This is a genomic window from Acidovorax sp. 35-64-16 (genome assembly GCF_002281195.1).
Taxonomy (GTDB): domain Bacteria; phylum Pseudomonadota; class Gammaproteobacteria; order Burkholderiales; family Burkholderiaceae_C; genus Acidovorax; species Acidovorax defluvii.
On sequence record NZ_NCFM01000023.1, the window covers coordinates 23972 to 43159 of the forward strand.

The 19188-nt window shown below is 66.2% G+C and carries 13 protein-coding genes; 10 read left to right on the forward strand and 3 right to left on the reverse strand.

Features of this window, described 5'->3' with window-relative positions:
• Window positions 1-35 precede the first annotated feature (35 nt).
• From B7Y64_RS13725 to B7Y64_RS13750, 6 genes are all read left to right on the forward strand, one after another.
• Window positions 36-716 (forward strand): TetR/AcrR family transcriptional regulator, encoded by a 681-nt coding sequence (locus tag B7Y64_RS13725; protein WP_024815084.1) that lies wholly within the window; start codon window positions 36-38, stop codon window positions 714-716.
• 4 nt (window positions 717-720) lie between these two features.
• Complete coding sequence (locus B7Y64_RS13730) at window positions 721-1905, forward strand: efflux RND transporter periplasmic adaptor subunit (RefSeq protein WP_291324325.1); 1185 nt, start codon at window positions 721-723, stop codon at window positions 1903-1905.
• Window positions 1906-1911: 6 nt separating this feature from the next.
• A complete protein-coding gene (locus B7Y64_RS13735; protein ID WP_291324326.1) occupies window positions 1912-5199 on the forward strand; it encodes an efflux RND transporter permease subunit in 3288 nt (1095 codons plus the stop codon).
• A gap of 24 nt (window positions 5200-5223) precedes the next feature.
• Complete coding sequence (locus tag B7Y64_RS13740) at window positions 5224-5937, forward strand: protein-L-isoaspartate O-methyltransferase (protein WP_024815081.1); 714 nt, start codon at window positions 5224-5226, stop codon at window positions 5935-5937.
• 21 nt (window positions 5938-5958) lie between these two features.
• The gene (locus tag B7Y64_RS13745) at window positions 5959-6300 is read left to right on the forward strand and encodes a rhodanese-like domain-containing protein (protein WP_024815080.1); all 342 of its coding nucleotides are present in this window, start codon (window positions 5959-5961) and stop codon (window positions 6298-6300) included.
• Window positions 6301-6426: 126 nt separating this feature from the next.
• Complete coding sequence (locus B7Y64_RS13750; RefSeq protein ID WP_291324327.1) at window positions 6427-7755, forward strand: TolC family outer membrane protein; 1329 nt, start codon at window positions 6427-6429, stop codon at window positions 7753-7755.
• Window positions 7756-7803: 48 nt separating this feature from the next.
• Here B7Y64_RS13750 and B7Y64_RS13755 read toward each other — a convergent pair whose 3' ends face one another.
• The 3 genes from B7Y64_RS13755 to B7Y64_RS13765 form a co-directional block, all read right to left on the reverse strand.
• Window positions 7804-10494, reverse strand: coding sequence for a bifunctional acetate--CoA ligase family protein/GNAT family N-acetyltransferase (locus tag B7Y64_RS13755; protein ID WP_291324328.1), 2691 nt, complete (start codon window positions 10492-10494; stop codon window positions 7804-7806).
• Window positions 10495-10666: 172 nt separating this feature from the next.
• Entirely contained in the window at window positions 10667-12028 is a 1362-nt protein-coding gene (locus B7Y64_RS13760) for a 3-deoxy-D-manno-octulosonic acid transferase (protein WP_291324329.1), read from the reverse strand.
• Window positions 12029-12047: 19 nt separating this feature from the next.
• The gene (locus tag B7Y64_RS13765; RefSeq protein WP_024815076.1) at window positions 12048-13436 is read right to left on the reverse strand and encodes a phosphomannomutase/phosphoglucomutase; all 1389 of its coding nucleotides are present in this window, start codon (window positions 13434-13436) and stop codon (window positions 12048-12050) included.
• 144 nt (window positions 13437-13580) lie between these two features.
• Here B7Y64_RS13765 and B7Y64_RS13770 point away from each other — a divergent pair, with 144 nt between their 5' ends.
• The 4 genes from B7Y64_RS13770 to B7Y64_RS13785 all read left to right on the forward strand — a co-directional run.
• Complete coding sequence (locus B7Y64_RS13770; protein WP_291329155.1) at window positions 13581-15179, forward strand: DNA-3-methyladenine glycosylase 2 family protein; 1599 nt, start codon at window positions 13581-13583, stop codon at window positions 15177-15179.
• A 60-nt stretch (window positions 15180-15239) separates the two neighbouring features.
• Window positions 15240-15842, forward strand: coding sequence for a methylated-DNA--[protein]-cysteine S-methyltransferase (locus B7Y64_RS13775; RefSeq protein WP_291329157.1), 603 nt, complete (start codon window positions 15240-15242; stop codon window positions 15840-15842).
• A complete protein-coding gene (locus B7Y64_RS13780) occupies window positions 15839-16768 on the forward strand; it encodes an EamA family transporter (RefSeq protein ID WP_111867001.1) in 930 nt (309 codons plus the stop codon). Before B7Y64_RS13775 ends, B7Y64_RS13780 begins: the two co-directional genes overlap by 4 nt.
• A gap of 9 nt (window positions 16769-16777) precedes the next feature.
• The coding region (locus tag B7Y64_RS13785; protein WP_291329160.1) for a bifunctional diguanylate cyclase/phosphodiesterase at window positions 16778-19188 on the forward strand (2411 nt) is incomplete at its 3' end.

Below are 19188 nucleotides of genomic sequence, written 5' to 3' on the forward strand. Positions count from 1 at the left end.
CGCTTGCTACATTACTAACCAGTCAGTCAGTAAAAATGCACGTCCCCACCTCTTCACATCCCACCACTGCGGTCAAACGCGAACGTCGCAAGGAAGCGCGCCCCGGCGAACTCATCGAAGCCGCGCTGGAGCTGTTTGTCGAAAAGGGTTTTGCGGCCACGCGGGTGGATGAAGTGGCAGCACGTGCGGGGGTGTCCAAAGGCACCCTGTTTTTGTATTTTCCCAGCAAGGAAGAGCTGTTCAAGGCCGCCGTGCGCGAAAACATCGCCGGCCGGTTTGCCGAATGGACGCTGGAGCTGGATGCTTTTGAGGGCAGCACGGACGACTTGCTGCGCTATTGCTACAAGGTGTGGTGGGAGCGCATTGGCAACACCAAAACCTCGGGCATCACCAAGCTCATGCTGAGCGAAGCGCACCATTTCCCCGAGATCACCGAGTTTTATCAGTGCGAAGTGATGCGCCCTGGCCAGATGCTGATTCGCCGGATACTCCAGCGGGGCGTGGACCGCAACGAGTTTCGCCCGCTCGACATGGACTACGCGGTGTATCTGGTACTGGCCCCGATGATCTTTCTTACGCTGTGGAAACACTCCATGGGCGCCTGCGTGCCAGATGCCCTGGACCTGGACCCCGAAAAATACCTGGCCATGCAGGCCGACAACCTTCTGCACGGCCTGTATGCGGCTGCGCCCTCCCCGTCCCCTACACCGCTCTGACACCATGAAACGCTGGATTCTCTGGGTGGCTGTCGCCATCGCTGTGGTGCTGGTGGGCGGTGGCGTCTGGCGTGCCCTGGCCGCGCGGCAGGCGCAGCAAAAGGCCCTGGCCGAATCCAGCGCGCAACGCAAAGAAGCCACCCTGGACCTGGCGCCCGGTGAAATGGTCACGGTGCTGCGCCAGCGCATTGCGCTGGGGGTGCCCGTGTCTGGCTCGCTGCGCGCCGTCGAATCGGCCATGGTCAAGGCCCGCGCGGCAGGCGAATTGCAGGGCCTGACCCTGCGCGAGGGCGACAGCGTGCGCGCCGGGCAGGAAATCGCCCGCATCGACAGCACCGAGGCGCGCGCACGCCTGCGCCAGGCCCAGCAGCAAGCCGATGCCGCCAAGGCCCAGGTGGACATCAGCCAGCGCCAGTTCACCAACAACCGCGCGCTGGTGGACCAGGGCTTCATCTCTGCCACGGCGCTGGCCACCTCGCAGGCCAGCCTGGACGCCGCGCAGTCCACCTACCGGGCGGCGCTGGCCGCTGCCGATGTGACGCGCAAATCGCTCGACGACACGGTTGTGCGCAGCCCGCTGACGGGCCAGGTGTCGCAGCGGCTGGCGCAGCCCGGCGAGCGCGTGGGCATGGATACCCGCATCGTCGAGGTGGTGGACCTGTCAAAACTGGAGCTTGAGGCCCTGCTGAACCCTGCCGATTCGTTGGCCGTGCGTGTGGGCCAGAAGGCCCGCCTGCAGATCGAGGGTGTGGCCGCCCCCATCGAGGCCACGGTGGCCCGCATCAACCCCAGTGCACAGGCCGCCAGCCGCACGGTACCGGTGTACCTTGTCATCGAACAAGGCGCAGCGGCATCGGTGCTGCGCCAGGGTCTGTTTGTGCAGGGCACGCTCGACACGGGCCACGCCGATGTGCTGGCCTTGCCACTGGATGCCGTGCGCACCGACAGGCCGGCGCCCTATGTGCAGGCGGTGCAAAACGGTCGCGTGGTGTATGTGCCAGTAAAGCCGGGCGCCCGTGCCGTGGTGGCGGGCGACACGCTGGTGGCGATTGAGGGCGTTGCCGAAGGCACGGCGGTGGTGGCCGGGCGCATGGGGTCGCTGCGCGAAGGCACTCCGGTGCGCATCCAGGCAGGCGCGTCGGCTACTCCTGCCGTAGCGGCAACCCCTGCATCGCGCCCCGCGCCGTAACCCGCCATGTGGTTCACCCAGGTCAGCCTGAAAAACCCGGTGTTCGCCACCATGGTGATGCTCGCCATCGTGGTGCTGGGTCTGTTTTCTTACCAGCGGCTCAAGGTAGACCAGTTTCCGGACATCGACTTTCCGGTGGTGGTGGTCACGGTGGACTACCCCGGCGCTTCGCCCGAAATCGTGGAGAGCGAAGTCACCAAAAAAATCGAGGAAGGCGTCAACTCCATTGCGGGCATCAACGCCCTCACCTCGCGCAGCTACGAGGGCACGGCCGTCGTCATCATCGAGTTTCAGCTGCACATTGATGGGCGCAAGGCCGCAGAAGACGTGCGCGAGAAGGTGGCCATTGTTCGCCCCACGCTGCGCACCGAGGTGAAAGAGCCGCGCGTGCTGCGCTTTGACCCGGCCAGCCGCGCCGTGTGGTCGCTGGCGGTGCTGCCGGATGACAAGGCCGGGGCAACAGAGCGCAGCGTGAGCGCCGCTAGGTTGCCCCAAGGCGCGAAGGCCCCCTCGGGGGGCAGCGAACCACGCGCAGCGGGAAGCGTGGGGGCTCCCTCTGCAGTGGAGCTGACCACCTGGGCCGAACAGATTCTCAAAAAACGGCTCGAAAACGTGCGTGGCGTGGGCGCTGTCAACCTGGTGGGCGCCACCAAGCGCGAGATCAACATCTACCTGAACCCGCAGGCATTGGAAGCCTTTGGCGTGACCCCCGACCAGGTGGCCGCTGCGGTGCGCAACGAGAACCAGGACTTGCCCGTGGGCGCCATCCGCTCGTTGGCGCAGGAGCGCGTGGTGCAGATCGATGCGCGCATGCAGCGGCCCGAAGACTTTGGCCGCATCATCGTGACGCGCAAGAACGGCGCGCCCGTGCGGGTGGAGCAGCTGGCCCGCGTGCAGGATGGCGCGCAAGAGGTGGAGAGCCTGGCGCTTTACAACGGCCAACGCACGCTGCTGCTGTCGGTGCAAAAGTCGCAGGGCGAAAACACCATTGAGGTGGTGGATGGACTGAACGCTGCCGTGCTTGAGTTGCGCGACCAGTTGCCGCCCGGCGTGCGCCTGGAGACCATTGGCGACAGTGCCCGCCCGATTCGCGTGGCCGTCAACAACGTGCGCCAGACCCTCATCGAAGGTGCTTTGCTCACGGTGCTGATTGTTTTTCTGTTCTTGAACTCGTGGCGCTCCACCGTCATCACGGGTCTTACGCTGCCCATTGCGCTGATCGGCACGTTTTTGTTCATGAACATGTTCGGTTTCACCATCAACATGATCACGCTGATGGCCCTGAGCCTGTGCGTGGGTCTTTTGATCGACGACGCCATCGTGGTGCGCGAGAACATCGTGCGCCATGTGCAGATGGGCAAAGGTGCCTACCAGGCAGCCATGGACGGCACGCAGGAGATCGGCCTGGCCGTGCTGGCCACCACGCTGTCGATCGTGGCGGTGTTCATGCCCATCGGTTTCATGGGCGGCATCATTGGCAAGTTCTTCCATGAGTTCGGCATCACCATCGTGGCGGCGGTGCTGATCTCGATGTTTGTCAGCTTCACGCTCGACCCCATGCTGTCGAGCATCTGGCACGACCCCACCATCCACGCGCACGGGCAGCGCACCGAGCCCGTCACTTTTTACGACAAGACCATCGGCCGTGTCACCGGCTGGTTTGACCGCGCCACCGATGCCCTGGCCGAAGGCTACCAGGGCATCCTGCGCTGGTCGCTGGTACACAAGCTGTCCACGCTGGGCATTGCGCTGGCCATCTTCGTGCTGAGCGTTTTCATGGTGCCGCTGCTGGGCACCGAGTTCGTTCCCAAGGCCGATTTTTCGGAAACCACCGTCAACTTCTATACGCCCGTGGGCTCGTCGCTGGAGGCCACCGAGGCCAAGGCGCGGCAGGTGGAAGGCATCCTGCGCGAGTTTCCCGAGGTGCGCTACACGCTGTCCACCATCAACACCGGCAGCGCGCAGGGCAAGATGTACGCCAGCATTTATGTGCGCCTGGTCGACCGCAAGGACCGCAGCCGCAGCGTGGATGCCATGTCGGGCGTGCTGCGCGAGCGCCTCAAGCAGGTGCCAGGCATTACCGTGACCCATGTGGGCCTGCTGGACCCGGTGGGTGGCCAAAAGCAGGTGGAGTTCTCGCTGCAGGGGCCTGATCTGCAGGAATTGGAGCGCCTGACCCGCATCGTCAACGAGAAGATCCGTGATATTCCGGGCCTGGTGGACCTGGATACGAGCGCCAAGCCAGACAAGCCGGTGATTGCGCTCGATGTGCAGCGTGATGCAGCGTCCGACCTGGGGGTTTCCGTGGCCCAGCTGGCCGCATCGCTGCGCACGCTGGTGGCCGGCACCACGGTGGGCAATTGGCGTGCACCCGATGACCAGACCTACGACGTGAATGTGCGCCTGGCGCCGGAAGCCCGCACCACCCCACAAGACCTGGAGCGCCTGCCCTTTGCCCTGACGGCGGCCGACGGCAGCACCCGCATCGTGCGACTGAACCAGGTGGCCCGGGTGACGGAGTCCACTGGCGCCAACCAGATCAACCGCCGTGACCTCACGCGCGAGGTGGCAGTCACCGCCAACGTGGCCGACCGTTCTGCGGGCGAGGTATCCAACGACATCAAGAAGGCGCTCGACAGCGTGGTGTTTCCACCGGGCTACCGCTACCAGTTTGGTGGCTCCACCAAAAACATGGCCGAGTCGTTTGGCTATGCCATCTCGGCGCTGGTGCTGGCCATCGTGTTCATCTACATGATCCTGGCCAGCCAGTTCAAGAGCTTCTTGCAGCCGCTGGCGCTGATGACCTCGCTGCCGCTCACGCTGATCGGCGTGGTGCTGGCGCTGCTGATGTTCCGCTCCACGCTGTCGATGTTCTCGATCATTGGCGTGGTGATGTTGATGGGCCTGGTCACCAAGAATGCCATTTTGCTGGTGGACTTTGCCATTCGCGCCCGCGAGGAATTCATTGACGACACCGGCCGCACCGTGCCCGGCCTGCCCCGTGCCGAGGCCCTGTTGCTGGCCGCCCGCGTGCGGCTGCGCCCCATCCTCATGACCACGCTGGCCATGATCTTCGGCATGGTGCCGCTGGCGTTTGCGCTGTCCGAGGGTTCGGAGCAGCGCGCGCCCATGGGCCAGGCAGTCATTGGCGGCGTCATCACCTCGTCGCTTTTGACGCTGGTGGTGGTTCCGGTGGTGTATTGCTACATGGATGATCTGGCCCGCTGGGCACTTGCCCGCATGGGCCGCGGCCAGCCCGCGCCCGTGCCCCCTAAAATCAAGGGTTTGTCCTGACCCGCCTTCCCCTGGAGAGATTCCATGAACATGCCTTTGAACACGTCCGCCAACATCAGCGACCCTATTGAACAGGCCCGCTACAACATGATCGAGCAGCAGATCCGCCCGTGGAATGTGCTGGACGCAGACGTGCTGGAGCTGCTGGCTGTGGTGCACCGCGAAGACTTCGTGCCCCCGGCCTGCCGCAGCATGGCGTTCATGGACATCGAAATCCCCCTTCTGGGCACCGATGCCGAAGATGCCGTGCGCCTGGGTCACAGCATGCTGCAGCCCCGGATTGAGGCCCGCATCCTGCAAGACGTGAAGATTTTGCCCACCGACCGTGTGCTCGAAATCGGTGCGGGCTCGGGCTATATGGCCGCCCTGCTGGCGCACCGTGCGCAAAGCGTGGTCTCGCTTGAAATCTTGCCCGCGCTGGCTGAAATGGCACAAGACAACCTGCAGCGTGCCGGCGTCACCAACGCCCATGTGCGTGTGTCCGACGGTTCCCGCGATGCCGTGCCCGAAGGCCCGTTCGACGTGATCGTGCTCAGTGGCTCCGTGGCTGAAGTTCCTAAACACCTGTTGTCGATGCTGCGCGATGGCGGCCGCCTGGCTGCCATCGTGGGCCAGGAACCCGTTATGCGCTTCACGCTGGTGCGCCGCACCGGTGATCGTTTTGACACCACCTCGCCCTGGGACACCGTTGCCCCGCGCCTGGTCGGCTTTGCCGAACCCTCGGGCTTTTCGTTCTGATCTGGCGTCCTGGAGTTCTGCGTGATCGACCATGTCCGCCCTGCGCTGCTGTCCGACTGGTTTGCGCAGGCCGCTGCCGAAGGCCAGCCCCTGGTGCTGGACGTGCGCGAGCCCTGGGAGCTGCAGACCGCCAGCGTGCGAACAGACGGCTTTGAACTGGTTGCGATTCCCATGGGCGAGCTGCCCGGCCGACTGAGCGAACTGGACCCGTCGCGCCCCTTGGCGTGTCTGTGCCACCATGGCGTGCGCAGCCTGCATGTGGCGGTTTTCCTGGATCAGCAGGGTTTTGAAACACTGGCCAACATCACAGGTGGCATTGATGCCTGGTCCCGCGAACGCGACACCAGCGTGCCTCGGTATTGAGCGGCGGTGAGTGTTTTGATCATGCGCGCCCACCTTGCCCAAAACCGCCAGCTCGTTGTTGCCCGTGCTCACCACAGCCCTTGGTTCACAACCCCTTGCCCGCGCAGAACTACCTGAAGGACCTCCATGAACCCGCTTCGGCTTCTTCCCCTGTCCCTGGCACTCAGTGCCGTTTTTTGCGCGCCGGTGCACGCCCAGAGCCTTTTGCAGCTGGTGGATGCCGCGCGTGGCTACGACACGGTGTGGCAGGCAGCCAAGCTTCAGCTGGATGCGGCCTCCAGCCGCGCTGAACAAGCCCGTGCCGGCCTGCTGCCCAGCGTGGGCCTGTCGGCAGGTGTCACCCGTGCCAATACCGAAGTCACGCGCCCCAAACTGGACCTCAATGCCACCACGCAGAATGCGGGGATAAACGCCTCGCAACCGCTGTACCGTCCGGCCAATCGCATCAATTTTCAGCAGGGACAGCGCGGCATCGACGTGGCACGCGCCCAGCTGGACGCCGCCACCCAGGACCTGCTGGTGCGCGTCAGCCAGGCTTACTTTGACGTGCTGGCGGCCCAGGACACCCTCACTTTTGTACAGGCGCAAAAAACGGCGGTGTCCGAGCAACTGGCAGCCGCCAAGCGCAATTTCGAGGTGGGCACATCCACCGTCACCGATTCACGCGAGGCCCAGGCCCGCTACGACCTGGTCATTGCCCAGGAAATTGCCGCCGAGAATGACCTGCGCGTCAAAAAACTGGCACTCGACCAGCTGGTGGGCATCGCTGGCACCCAACCCCTGGCGCTGGCCCAACCTGTTCCGCTGCCAACGGTCCAGCCCGATGACGTAGCCGCCTGGGTACAAACGGCGCAGGACCAGCAGCCGGCCGTGCGCCAGGCCCAGATCGCACTGGACATCGCACGCCTGGAAACCCAGAAGGCGGGCACAGGGCATTTGCCTACGGTGGACCTGCAGGCCGGCTACAACATCGCGCGCAACCCGAACGGCACCACCTTCGTGCCGGGCATCAGCAGCCGCTCCAACAATGCCAGTGTGGGCGTGGCATTCAACCTGCCTCTTTTTGCCGGCTTTGCCGTGCAAAACCGCATCAAGGAAACACTGGCCCTCGAGGAAAAGGCCCAGGCCGACCTCGAAACCACGCGCCGCAACGTCGCACAGGCCACGCGGGCGGCATTCTTTGGCGTGCAGTCTGGCCAGGGTCAGGTGCGGGCCCTGCAAGCCGCCGAAGCCTCCAGCCAGAGCGCGCTCGATGCCAACAAACTCGGTTACCAGGTGGGCGTACGCATCAACATCGATGTGCTCAATGCCCAAAGCCAGCTCTACCAGACCAAGCGCGACCTGGCCCAGGCGCGCTACAACGTGCTGCTGGGCACCCTCAAGCTGCGCCAGGCAGCCGGCTCGCTAACGCAAGAAGACGTGGCCGCCATCAACCGCCTGCTGCTCCAGCCATAGCCGCAACAGGCGACCGCAGCGACCCTGCGTGAAGGCCGGGACAAGCGCCTACAACGTGTGGGTCACCAGCTTGAAATCCACGTCTTCCGGAAAGGGCTTGACCACAAAGCCCAGGCTGCGCATGAGCCTGAGCATGCCGGGGTTGTTGGCCAGAACCAGGCCCTCCATTTCGGCCAGGCCCTTGTCGCGCGCCACATCCATGATGCTCAGCATCAGGCGCGAGCCCAGGCCCTTGCCATTGAAGTCGTCGGCCACCACCAGCGCGAACTCGCAGCTCGACTGATCGGGGTTGGTGACATAGCGCGACACCCCCACGATGCGTTCGGTCTCGGTGATGTCGCCATCAGCACCCACCGTGCGCTCGCGGAACACGGCCACCAGGGCCATTTCGCGGTCGTAGTCGATCAGCGTAAAGCGCGCCAGCATCGAGGCGGGCAGCTCCACCATGGACGAAATGAAACGGAAATACCGGCTTTCCGGCGACAGGTTCTGCACCAATTGCTGCAGCATCTGCGCATCGTCGGGGTGAATGGGGCGCACCAGGTATTCACCGCCCCCGCGCATGGGCCACAGCTGCTCATAGCGCGCGGGATAGGGCAGGATGGCCAGGTGGCTGAAGTTGTCTGCCCGCCCGCCCGAGGTGTTGGCCGCCTGGTCGATGGCAATGCGCGCATCCACCGCCACGGCGCCCTGCTCGTCCACGATGAGCGGGTTGATGTCCATCTCGCGCAGCTGGGGCAAGGCACACACCATTTCCGACACACGCAGCAGCACCTGCTCCAGCGCGTCATGGTCGACCGCGCTGGCGCCGCGCCACTCGCCCAGTGTCTCGGCCACGCGGGAGCGCTCAATCAGCCGCCGCGCCAGAAACTGGTTGAGCGGCGGAAGCTCCATGGCGCGGTCGTCGATCAGCTCGATCATGGTGCCGCCCGCACCAAAGGTGATGACCGGGCCAAACGGATCGTCGGTGACGAGGCCGATGCAGATCTCGCGCCCGCGCCGGGCGCTCGCCATGTTCTGCACGGTCACACCATTGATGCGTGCCTGCGGCTGCAGACGCGCCACGCGCTGAACCATATCGGTATACGCGTCGCGGGCGGCAGTGCCGCTGTGGATGTTGAGGGCAACGCCGCCCACATCCGACTTGTGGCTGATATCGGGCGAATCGATCTTCAGCGCCACCGGGAAGCCCATCTGCGTGGCGATCATCATGGCCTCGTGCGCATTGCGCGCAAGGATGGTCTTGGTCACCGGAATATGGAACGCCGCCAGCAGCGTCTTGGATTCCATCTCGGTGAGCACTTTGCGCCGCTCGGCCAGCACGCTTTCGATCACCAGGCGCGCGCCTTCAATGTCCGGTTTGGCCAGTGTGGACAGCGGCGGCGGTGTTTGCTGCAGCAGCTGCTGGTTCTGGTAGAACGAGGCGATGTTGCCAAAGGCCCCCACGGCGGCCTCGGGCGTGCGAAAACTCGGGATGGAGGCATCGCGAAGGATGGCGCGCGCTGGCACCACCGAGGCATCGCCCATCCAGCAGGCCAGCAGCGGCTTGCTCATGTGTTTCTTGACCTCGGCGAGCGCGGTGGCCACCCCGCACGAGTCCGAACCCACCTTGGGCGAATAGATGGCCAGAACGCCATCCACCTCGCGGTCTTTGCTGGCGGCCTCGATGGCCAGACGAAAGTGCTCCGCGCCAGCGTCTTCCGACAGGTCGATCAGGTCTGACAAGGACGCCAGAGGTGGCAACTGGGGTGCCAGCGTGCGCGCCGATTCCGGCGACAGCTTGCCCAGGTTGAGCAAAATTTCATTGACCCAGTCGGCCGCCAGCACACCGGGGCCGCCGCCATTGGTGACGATGGCCAGGCGCTTGCCCACCGGCCGGTAACGCGACGCCAGACACTTGGCCGCCGAGAACAGCTCCACGAACGAGCGCACGCGCACCGCGCCCGCGCGGCGCAGGGCTGCATCAAACACGTCGTCACTGCCGACAATGGTGCCGCTGTGCGTCTGGGCGGCCTCGTTGCCCGCGGGCTTGCGCCCCGCCTTGAGCACCACCACCGGCTTGGCATTGGCCGCCGAGCGCAACGCACTCATGAAACGGCGTGCGTTGGAGATGCCTTCCATGTAGACGACGATGCTTTGCGTGCGCGCATCGTGGGCCAGAAAATCGAGCACCTGGGCAATGTCCACGTCGGTGTTGGGCCCGAGCGACACCACGGCAGAAAACCCCACGGCGTTGTTGCTGGCCCAGTCGAGGATGGACGAGGTGAGTGCCCCCGACTGGCACACCAGCGCCAGAGGGCCATCGCTGGCCAGCGGGCCGGCCGCGCTGGCATTGAGCTGCAGGTGCGGGCGCTGGAACCCGAGTGAGTTGGGGCCCAGCAGATACAGGCCCTCACGCCGGGCTATTTTCTTGAGGTTGGCGGCCTGGTCTGCATCCATGCCGCTGGACAGCACCAGTGCGGCGCGGCAGCCAATGCGCCCCGCCACTTCCAGCGCGGCGGGCACTTCGGCAGGGGGCAGCGCGATGATGGCCAGGTCTGACTTTCGTTGGGCCAGATCGGCCAGCGTACCGCTGGTGTGGGTGTCCACAAACTGCAGGCTGCCGGCAAAACGCTGCGCCCTCAGGGCCGGATGCAGTGCCCGCGCATACGAGGTCAGCGTTTCGGGGTTGTCGGCCCTGCCCGCCAGAACGGCAATGGAAGCAGGCGCAAATAGCGGCGTGAGGTAGTGTTTGTCCATGGGTGTTGCAGCAGCGTCGGTGGGGCCATCAAAAAACTTGCGGCGTTTGGGTGTGACTGTGGCACAGCTCGCGCCCAATCCACACAAAGCCGAGTGCCCGAGGTGACATTGTCAGGGTACAAGATGGCCCAAAACACCGGGCGCAGGGCATTCGGCCCCCACGCAACCCTGTTCAGGGCGTGGCAGGAATGCCCAGCAGGGCCCGAATGGCGGTGGCCGTCAGGCGCGCAGCGCCCCGGTGCTGCAGGGTGAAGTCCTGGGTCAGGCCACGGGCAGCGGCCAGCCGGGGGGCGTCGGTTGCCAGATCGCAGGCCTGCTGCACGCCCTGGCCGATGTCAGCCACGCGGTGGGCCACGCCCTGTTCGCAGGCCAGCGTGGCCGCCTCGGCAAAATTGAAGGTGTGTGGCCCCAGCACGACGGGGCAGCCACAGGCAATGGCCTCGATGAGGTTCTGCCCGCCCAGCGGGGCAAAGCTGCCGCCCAGCATGGCCACATCAGCGAGGCCGTAATACAGCACCATCTCGCCCAGCGAGTCTCCCAGCCAGACATCGGCAGGCTCGGGCGCGTCGGCCCACTGGCTGCGGCTGGACACGGTCAGGCCGGCGCTGCGCAGCAGCTGCTGCACCTCGGCAAAGCGCTGGGGATGGCGCGGCACCACCAGCCACTGCACCGGGCTGGCGCCCTGGTTTGCTTCACTATTGATAGCTGCAGACGCTTGCTGCGAAAGGGCTGGGTGCCAATTTTGCTTAAAAACATCCAGCCACATGGCTTCTTCGCCTTCGCGGCTGCTGGCGAGCATCACCACGGGCCGGGCACTGCGCGCGCGCCATGCTCGCCCCCGCGCCCGTTGCGCGGCATCCGGAACCACGTCGAACTTGAGGTTGCCGAATACACCCTGCACCGGCGCGCCCATGCGCTGCAGGCGTTCGGCGTCGGCATCGGTCTGTGCCCAGACGGCCGTCAGCCCGCCATAGGCCGGCCGGGCCAATGCGCCCAGGCGCTGTGATTTGCGCAGCGATGTGGCGTTGAACCGCGCATTGGCCAGCACCAGGGGTATGCCGCGCTGCTGGCAACCCGCCACGAGGTTGGGCCAGACCTCGGTTTCCATGAGGATGCCGATGGCGGGCCGGAACTGGCGCAAAAAGCGGCGCACCGCCCCCCGCGTGTCCCAGGGCTGCCACACCTGCACATCGCCCGGCAAAAGCAGCTTTTCGCCCTCGGCGCGGCCGGTGGCGGTGCCGTGGGTGAGCAGCAGCCGCATGCCAGGCAGCTGCTGGCGCAACTCGGCCAGCAAAATGGCGGCGGCCCGGGTTTCGCCCAGCGATACGGCGTGGATCCAAACAAAGCTGTGCAGCGGGTCGGTGCTGCTTGGGGGCATCAGGCTGTCGATGGGCCGTGCATAGCGGCCAAACCGCTCGCCCACCGCGCGGCCATAGCCGGGCTCGGCCACGGCGCGGCGCCGCAGCTTGCGCAGCAGCAACGGTTGGGCAGCCCAGGTCAGGGCCGAATACAGCCAGAGTGCGGTATGTGCCATGGGCGGCTGAAAGCGGCGCTCAGTGCGCCGCGCTGCCCACCTGGGCGTCGGGTTTGACGCGGTGCAACAGGGCCAGCATGGCCGCTTCGATGCGGGCCAGCGCCTCAGGCGTGTGGCCTTCAAAGCGCAGCACCAGCACGGGCGTGGTGTTGCTGGCGCGGATCAGGCCAAAACCATCGGGCCAGTCCACCCGCAAGCCATCAATGGTGTTGATCTGCGCCGGTGCTGCAAAGGTGCCTGCCGCCAGGGCCTGCAGCTCGGTCGTGAGGCGGTGCGGCTCGCCCTCGGCGCAGGCCACATTGAGCTCAGGGGTGCTGAAGCTGGTGGGCAACGCATTGAGCACGGCGCTCGGGTCGGCGCTGCGGCTCAGAATCTCGAGCAGGCGGCAGCCCGCATAGGTGCCGTCGTCAAAACCGAACCAGCGTTCCTTGAAGAAGATGTGACCGCTCATCTCGCCGCCCAGGGGCGAGTTGAGCTCTTTCATGCGCGCCTTGATCAGAGAGTGTCCCGTTTTGTACATCACCGGCACGCCGCCCGCTGCGGCAATGGCGGGCGCCAGGCGCTGGGTGCATTTCACGTCGAACAAAATATGCCCGCCCGGCACGCGGCTGAGCACGTCTTGTGCAAACAGCATCATCTGGCGGTCGGGGAAGATGTTGGTGCCGTCCTTGGTGACGATGCCCAGGCGGTCGCCGTCGCCATCAAAGGCCAGGCCCAGCTCGGCATCGCTGGCCTGCAAGGCAGCAATCAGGTCGAGCAGGTTTTCGGGCTTGCTCGGATCAGGGTGGTGGTTGGGAAAGTTGCCATCCACCTCGGAAAACAGCTCAATCACCTCGCAGCCCAGCGCGCGAAAGATGGCCGGGGCCGACGCGCCGGCAATACCGTTGCCGCAATCAACCACGATCTTCATCGGGCGGGCCAGCTTCACGTCGCCGGTGATGCGCTGCGCATAGGCAGGCAGCACATCCACCGTGCGCACGCTGCCGCCGGGCAGCAGTTGCCAGGTCTCGGCCTCCATGGTGCGGCGCAGCGCCTGGATTTCATCGCCATAGATGGCGCGGCCGTTCAGCACCATCTTGAAACCGTTGTAGTCGCGCGGGTTGTGGCTGCCGGTGACCTGGATGCCGCTGGTGCACAGCGTGCTGGCCGCGAAATACAGCAGGGGCGTGGTGACCAGGCCCACGTCGATCACTTCGATGCCCGCTTCGATCAGGCCTTGCACCAGCGCGCTGCTGATAGCGGGGCCGGAGAGCCGGCCATCGCGCCCCACGGCCACCGTGGTCTGGCCTTCGGCGCGGGCGGCGGTGCCAAAGGCCCGGCCCAGGCCCAGGGCCACTTCTTCGTTCAGGGTGGAAGGCACGATGCCGCGGATGTCGTAGGCCTTGAAGATGGCGGGTGTAGGTTGCACGGAAAGGTCTTTCGCTGCGAGGGGGGTCGAATGTCCGCTGCATTGTAGGGGCGCCCCGCGCAGTACCCCACCCAAGCCCGGGGAGCGCAGGCACAGGTCCGAAAACGGCCAGCCCGGCCGCACCGGCGGCCTATCATCGAGCCCATGACAACGCCCGCCCCTCGCCCCGCCCCGCCAGCCGACACGGCAGTCGACCCGTCGGCTGACGATGGCTGCTACCGTGCCCTGCAGGCCCGGGATGCGCGCTTTGACGGGCGGTTTTTCACTGGCGTCACCTCCACCGGCATTTACTGCCGCCCGGTGTGTGCCGTGCGCACACCCCGGCGCGAAAACTGCCGGTTCTTCACGCTGGCCGCGCAGGCCGAGGGCGCAGGCTTTCGGCCCTGTCTGCGCTGCCGACCCGAGCTGGCGCCGCAGGCACTGGCGTGGTCGGTGCAGGACGCCAGCGGCATTCTGGTGCGGCAGGCCGTGCAGCTGCTCGATGCCCCCGACGCCTGGGATGCAAGCCACGCCCCCAGCGAAGGCCGCAATGCCACCGTGGCCCGGCTGGCCGCGCGCCTTGGCGTGAGCGACCGGCACCTGCGCCGCATTTTCGAGGCGGCATTGGGGGTGTCGCCGCTGCAATACCTGCAGACGCGGCGGCTGCTGACCGCCAAGCAGTTGCTGACCGACACGCCCATGCCCGTCACGCAGGTGGCCTTGGCCAGTGGTTTTGCGAGCGTGCGCCGTTTCAATGCCGCGTTTGCGCAGCACTATGGGCTCAACCCGACCGCGCTGCGCCGGGGCGGCACCCGGGCCGCGGGCGTGCAGGCGGCCACGCTGCGGCTGGCTTATCGGCCACCGCTGGATGTGCCGGCCTTGCTGGCCTTTTTTGCCCGCCGCCAGTTTCACGGGGTGGAGTGGGCGGGCGACGCGGCCACCCCGGCGCTGCGCCGCACGGTGCGCCTGCAAACTCGGGGTGCTGGCGGGCCGCAAGAGCATTGCGGCTGGCTGAATGCCCACTTTGACCCCGACCGCCACCAGGTGCTGGTGCAGACCAGCGACAGCCTGTACCCCGTGCTGCCACTGGTGATGCGCCGCGTGCGCGCCATGCTCGACCTGGACGCCGACCCTGCGGCCATCAATGCCGTGCTGCACGCCAGTTTTCCCGAGGGCGATGGCCTGCGCGTGCCCGGCGCTTTTGATGGTTTTGAGCTGGCCGTGCGTGCCGTGCTGGGGCAGCAGATCACCGTGGCGGCCGCACGCACGCTGGGGCAGCGGCTGGTGGAGCGGTTTGGCGAGCCCATCGCCACGCCCTGGCCTGAACTCACACGGCTTTTCCCCTCCCCGGCCGTGCTGGCGCAGGCGCCCGGCGAAGCCCTGGGGCAGCTGGGCATCGTGCGCCAGCGCCAAGCGGCCATTGTGGCGCTGGCGCGGGCGGTGGACGGCGACCAGCTGCAGTTGCAAGGTGGCGCAGACGTGGCCGCCACCACGGCGGCGCTGTGCGCATTGCCCGGCATTGGCGACTGGACGGCGCAGTACATCGCCATGCGCGTGCTGCGCTGGCCCGATGCGTTTCCGGCGGGCGACGTGGCGCTGCAAAAATCCCTGGGCGTGCAGGAGCACAAAAACCCGGCACGCGCGGCCACCCAGGCCTCGCTGGCCTGGCAACCCTGGCGCAGTTATGCCGTGGTGCGCGCATGGGCGGCGGGCAGCATCGCGAGCAACCCCAGTGCGACAGCGCTGGAATTAATATCAAAATAATAGCTGTTTGCGCTTATCCCATAAGCGCTACAAGTCAATTTCATTCAATATTGGTTGACCATGCAATACCACCCCTCCACCGTGCAGACGAGCACCTCTACCCGCCTGGGCACTGTGCGGCTGGCAGCATCTCCCCAGGGCCTGGTCGGCCTGTGGTTTGACGGCCAGCGCCACCAGCCCGCGCAACTCGACGGGCCCCACGCCTGGCCGCAAGACCTGCACCATCCGGTGCTGGTGGCCGCCATCGAGCAACTGCACCAGTACCTGCGTGGCGAGCGCACCGGGTTCGAGCTGCCGCTGGATCTGGCGGGCGGCACGCCGTTTCAGCAGGACGTGTGGCGCGCGCTGCTGTCCATCGGGTGTGGCCACACCACCAGCTACGGCGCGCTCAGCCAGCAACTGGGCCGCCCGGCCGCGGTGCGCGCCGTGGGGGCCGCCGTGGGACGCAACCCGGTCAGCGTGGTGGTGCCATGCCATCGGGTGCTGGGACGTGACGGCAGCCTGACGGGCTACGCCGGCGGGCTGGAGCGCAAGGCGGCGCTGCTGCGGCTGGAGGGCGCCCTGCCCTCCGAGCCAGAAAAACGGGCCACGCAACCAGAACACGCGCATGCCAAAGCACAGCCAACAGGACGGGCCAAGGCCCCGGCAAAGGCCGCTGCATGAGCGCAGCACCCGTCACCCAACCGGTTTCCGCGTGGATCGGCGAGTTTGTCGTGCTGGCGGCCCTGTGGGGCGCCTCGTTTCTGTTCATGCGCATGGGTGCGTCAGAGTTTGGCCCGCTGCCCACGGCCGGGATGCGCGTGCTGCTGGCCACGGTGTTCCTGTGGCCCATCCTGTTGTACCAGGGCCAGTGGCCGCAGCTGCGCCAGCACTGGAAGCCTGCGCTGCTGTCGGGGCTGGTGAATTCGGCCATTCCGTTTGCGCTGTATTCGTGGGCGGTGCTGCATATCACCACGGGGCTGGCCTCCATCCTCAACGCCACGGTGCCGCTGTTTGGCGCCCTGGTGGCCTGGGTGTGGCTGGGCGATCGCATCAACCGCCTGCGCGGGCTGGGGCTGGCCATTGGTTTTGTCGGGGTGGCGCTGCTGGCCTGGCGCGCGCCGGGGGGGGCGGGCATCAAGTCAGACTATGCGCCCTGGGCCATTGCGGCCTGCATGGGCGCCACCACCTGCTATGCCATTGCGGCCAGCTATGCCCGGCGCTACCTGGTGGGCGTGCCGCCCCTGGCCGCGGCCACGGGCAGCCAACTCGGTGCGGCGCTGGGGCTGTTGGTGCCCATGCTGTGGTTCTGGCCCGCCACCATGCCGGGGCCGCGCGCATGGGCCGCCATCGTGGCCATTGCGGTGCTTTGCACCGGCATCGCCTACATCCTTTACTTTCGCCTCATTGCCCACGCCGGCCCCAGCCGGGCTTTGGCGGTGACGTTTCTGGCGCCGGTGTTTGCACTGCTGTACGGCACCGTATTCCTGAACGAGGCCATCACGCCGTGGATGATTGGCTGCGGGCTGGTCATTGTGTGCGGCACCATGTTGTCAACGGGGCTTATCAGTACGTCGCGCAAGCCTTTAGAGGCTGCCAAACGGACCTAAACTCCCTGCATGGATGTTGTGCCGGCCCTCAAAAAATGCCTCGTGGCCTCGCAGTTGGCCAACCACCAATTGCGCGAGCGCGACCAGCAGATGCGCCTGGCGCTCGATTCGCTGGGCGGAGGGCGCTGGGAATGGGACATTGCGCACCAGAAACTCAGCTGCTACGGCCGTTTCTATGCCGCCTTCGGCATGGAGGCCGCCGACAGTGACGACGCCTGGGAACGCTGGCACGCCCGCAGGCACCCGGCCGATGCCGCCCGCCTTGCTGACAAGATGGAGCGGGCCAAGCGGGGGCAGCTGGCCACCTACGAAGCCGAGTTCCGCATTCTTGACACGGCGGGCCGTTGGCGCTGGGTGATATCGCGGGGCCTGGTGGGCGAGCGCGATGCCGCCGGCCGCCCCTTGACGATGATAGGCATGGACGTGGACATCACGGCCCAGCACGAGGTCGAGGATGCACTGCGCGCCTCGGAAGCCAAATACACCACCATCTACCAGACACTGCCCGACGCTGCGGGCATTTCGCGGATTTCGGACGGGTGCTACATCGACGTAAACCCCGCCTTTTGTGCACTGCTGGGTGCGGAACGCGAAGCCGTACTGGGGCGCACCTCCAGAGAGCTCAATATCTGGGCCTCGGACCAGGAGCGCGCGCGCATGCTGGAAACCTACCAGCGCGAAGGCAAGGTGGACCGCCTGCCCATGGTGGCGCATCGTGACGGTGTGCGTGTGCCCGGACTGATGTCGGCCCGCCCTGTGGTGGTGGAGGGCGAAGACTGTTTCCTGGTCGTCTTTCACGACACGACCGAGGCGCAGCGCGCCAGCGACGAGTTGCGGGCACTGAACAACCTGCTGCAGCAGGCCGGCCGTATGGCCCGTCTTGGCGCGTGGGAGAGCACGCGCGAAGCAGGCATGGTCTATTGGTCGGATGTCTGCTGTGACATCCACGGCCTGCCCCCGGGCGCCCCGCCACCCCACGATTATGTTCAGCGCTTCGTGGCGCCCGCCTGGCAGGAAATGGTGCGTGCCAAATTACACGACTGCCACCACCACCAAACTGAATGGAGCCTGGAACACGAAATCATCCGTGCCGATGGACGCCAGATATGGGTGCGCGCACGCGGCGAACCGGTGTTGCAGGACGGCACCGTCACCGGCATGCGCGGTGTGCTGCAGGACATCGACGAGGCCAAGCGCTCCGAGCAGCGGTTGCGCCAGTCAGAAGACCGCTTCTCGCGCATCTTCCAGCTCATGCCCTACCCCATGGGGATGACACGCCAAAGCGACGGGTGCTATGTCGAGGTGAATCCTGCGTGGGAACAAATGCTGGGCTACACCCGGGCGCAAGCGGTGGGCGTTTCACCCATCCAGCTGGGTATCTTTCAGGCGCAGGATCGTATCCGCCTCATTGACGAGGCCCGAAAGACCGGCCAGCTCGATGCCTACGAGGTCAAGATCATCACGCGCAGTGGCGAAGAGCGCACCGCGCTGCAGTCGATGCGCGCCACGGAGTTCGATGGCGAGCCCTGCTGGCTGTTCGCCGTGCACGACATCACCGACCGCAAGCGCAGCGAGGAGCAGGTGCGCGAACGCGAGGCGCTGCTGTCGCTCACCATATCGGCAGCCGCGCTGGGGCTGTGGGACTGGGATCTGCAAACCGGCATGGTCCACGGCGATGCGCGCTGGTGCGCCCTGCGCGGTGCTCCCACCGGCGATGCCTCCGCGCCCCCAGTGCACTGGACGACAGGAGTGGCGGCCGAGGCGCTGGCCGGCATCTCGGCGGAACTGGCCCGCCACACGGACCATCCGGCCACCCCGTTCGACGCCACCTGGAAAGTGGTGCTACCCCAGGGAGGCGCCCGCTGGATACGCAACGTGGGCAAGATCATCGGACCGGACGACGCAGGCCAGCCCGCGCGCATGCTGGGCGTGGCCATCGACGTCACGCCGCAGCATGAGCAGCAAGAGCTGCTGCAAAAACTGGCCCATTACGACGCCCTCACGGGCCTGCCCAATCGCGTGCTGCTGGCGCACCGGCTGCAGGCCGGCATGGCCCAGGCCCGCGCCCACGGCACCCAGCTGGGCGTGGCCTATCTGGATCTGGATGGCTTCAAACCCATCAACGACCGCCTGGGCCACGGCGCCGGCGACCGGCTGCTGGTGGTGGTGGCGGGACGGCTTTCGCGCGCGCTGCGCCCGCAAGACTGCGTGGCCCGCCTGGGCGGCGACGAATTCGTAATCCTCATGCCGGGCCTGAACACGCACACGGATGGCGAACGACTACTGGGGCGCGTGATGGAAAGCATTTCTTCGCCCTACACCCTGGACACCGAGCGCGTGGCGGTAACGGCCAGCATTGGCTACACGGTGTTCCCCTGTGACGACGCGGACGCCGACACCCTGCTGCGCCACGCCGACCA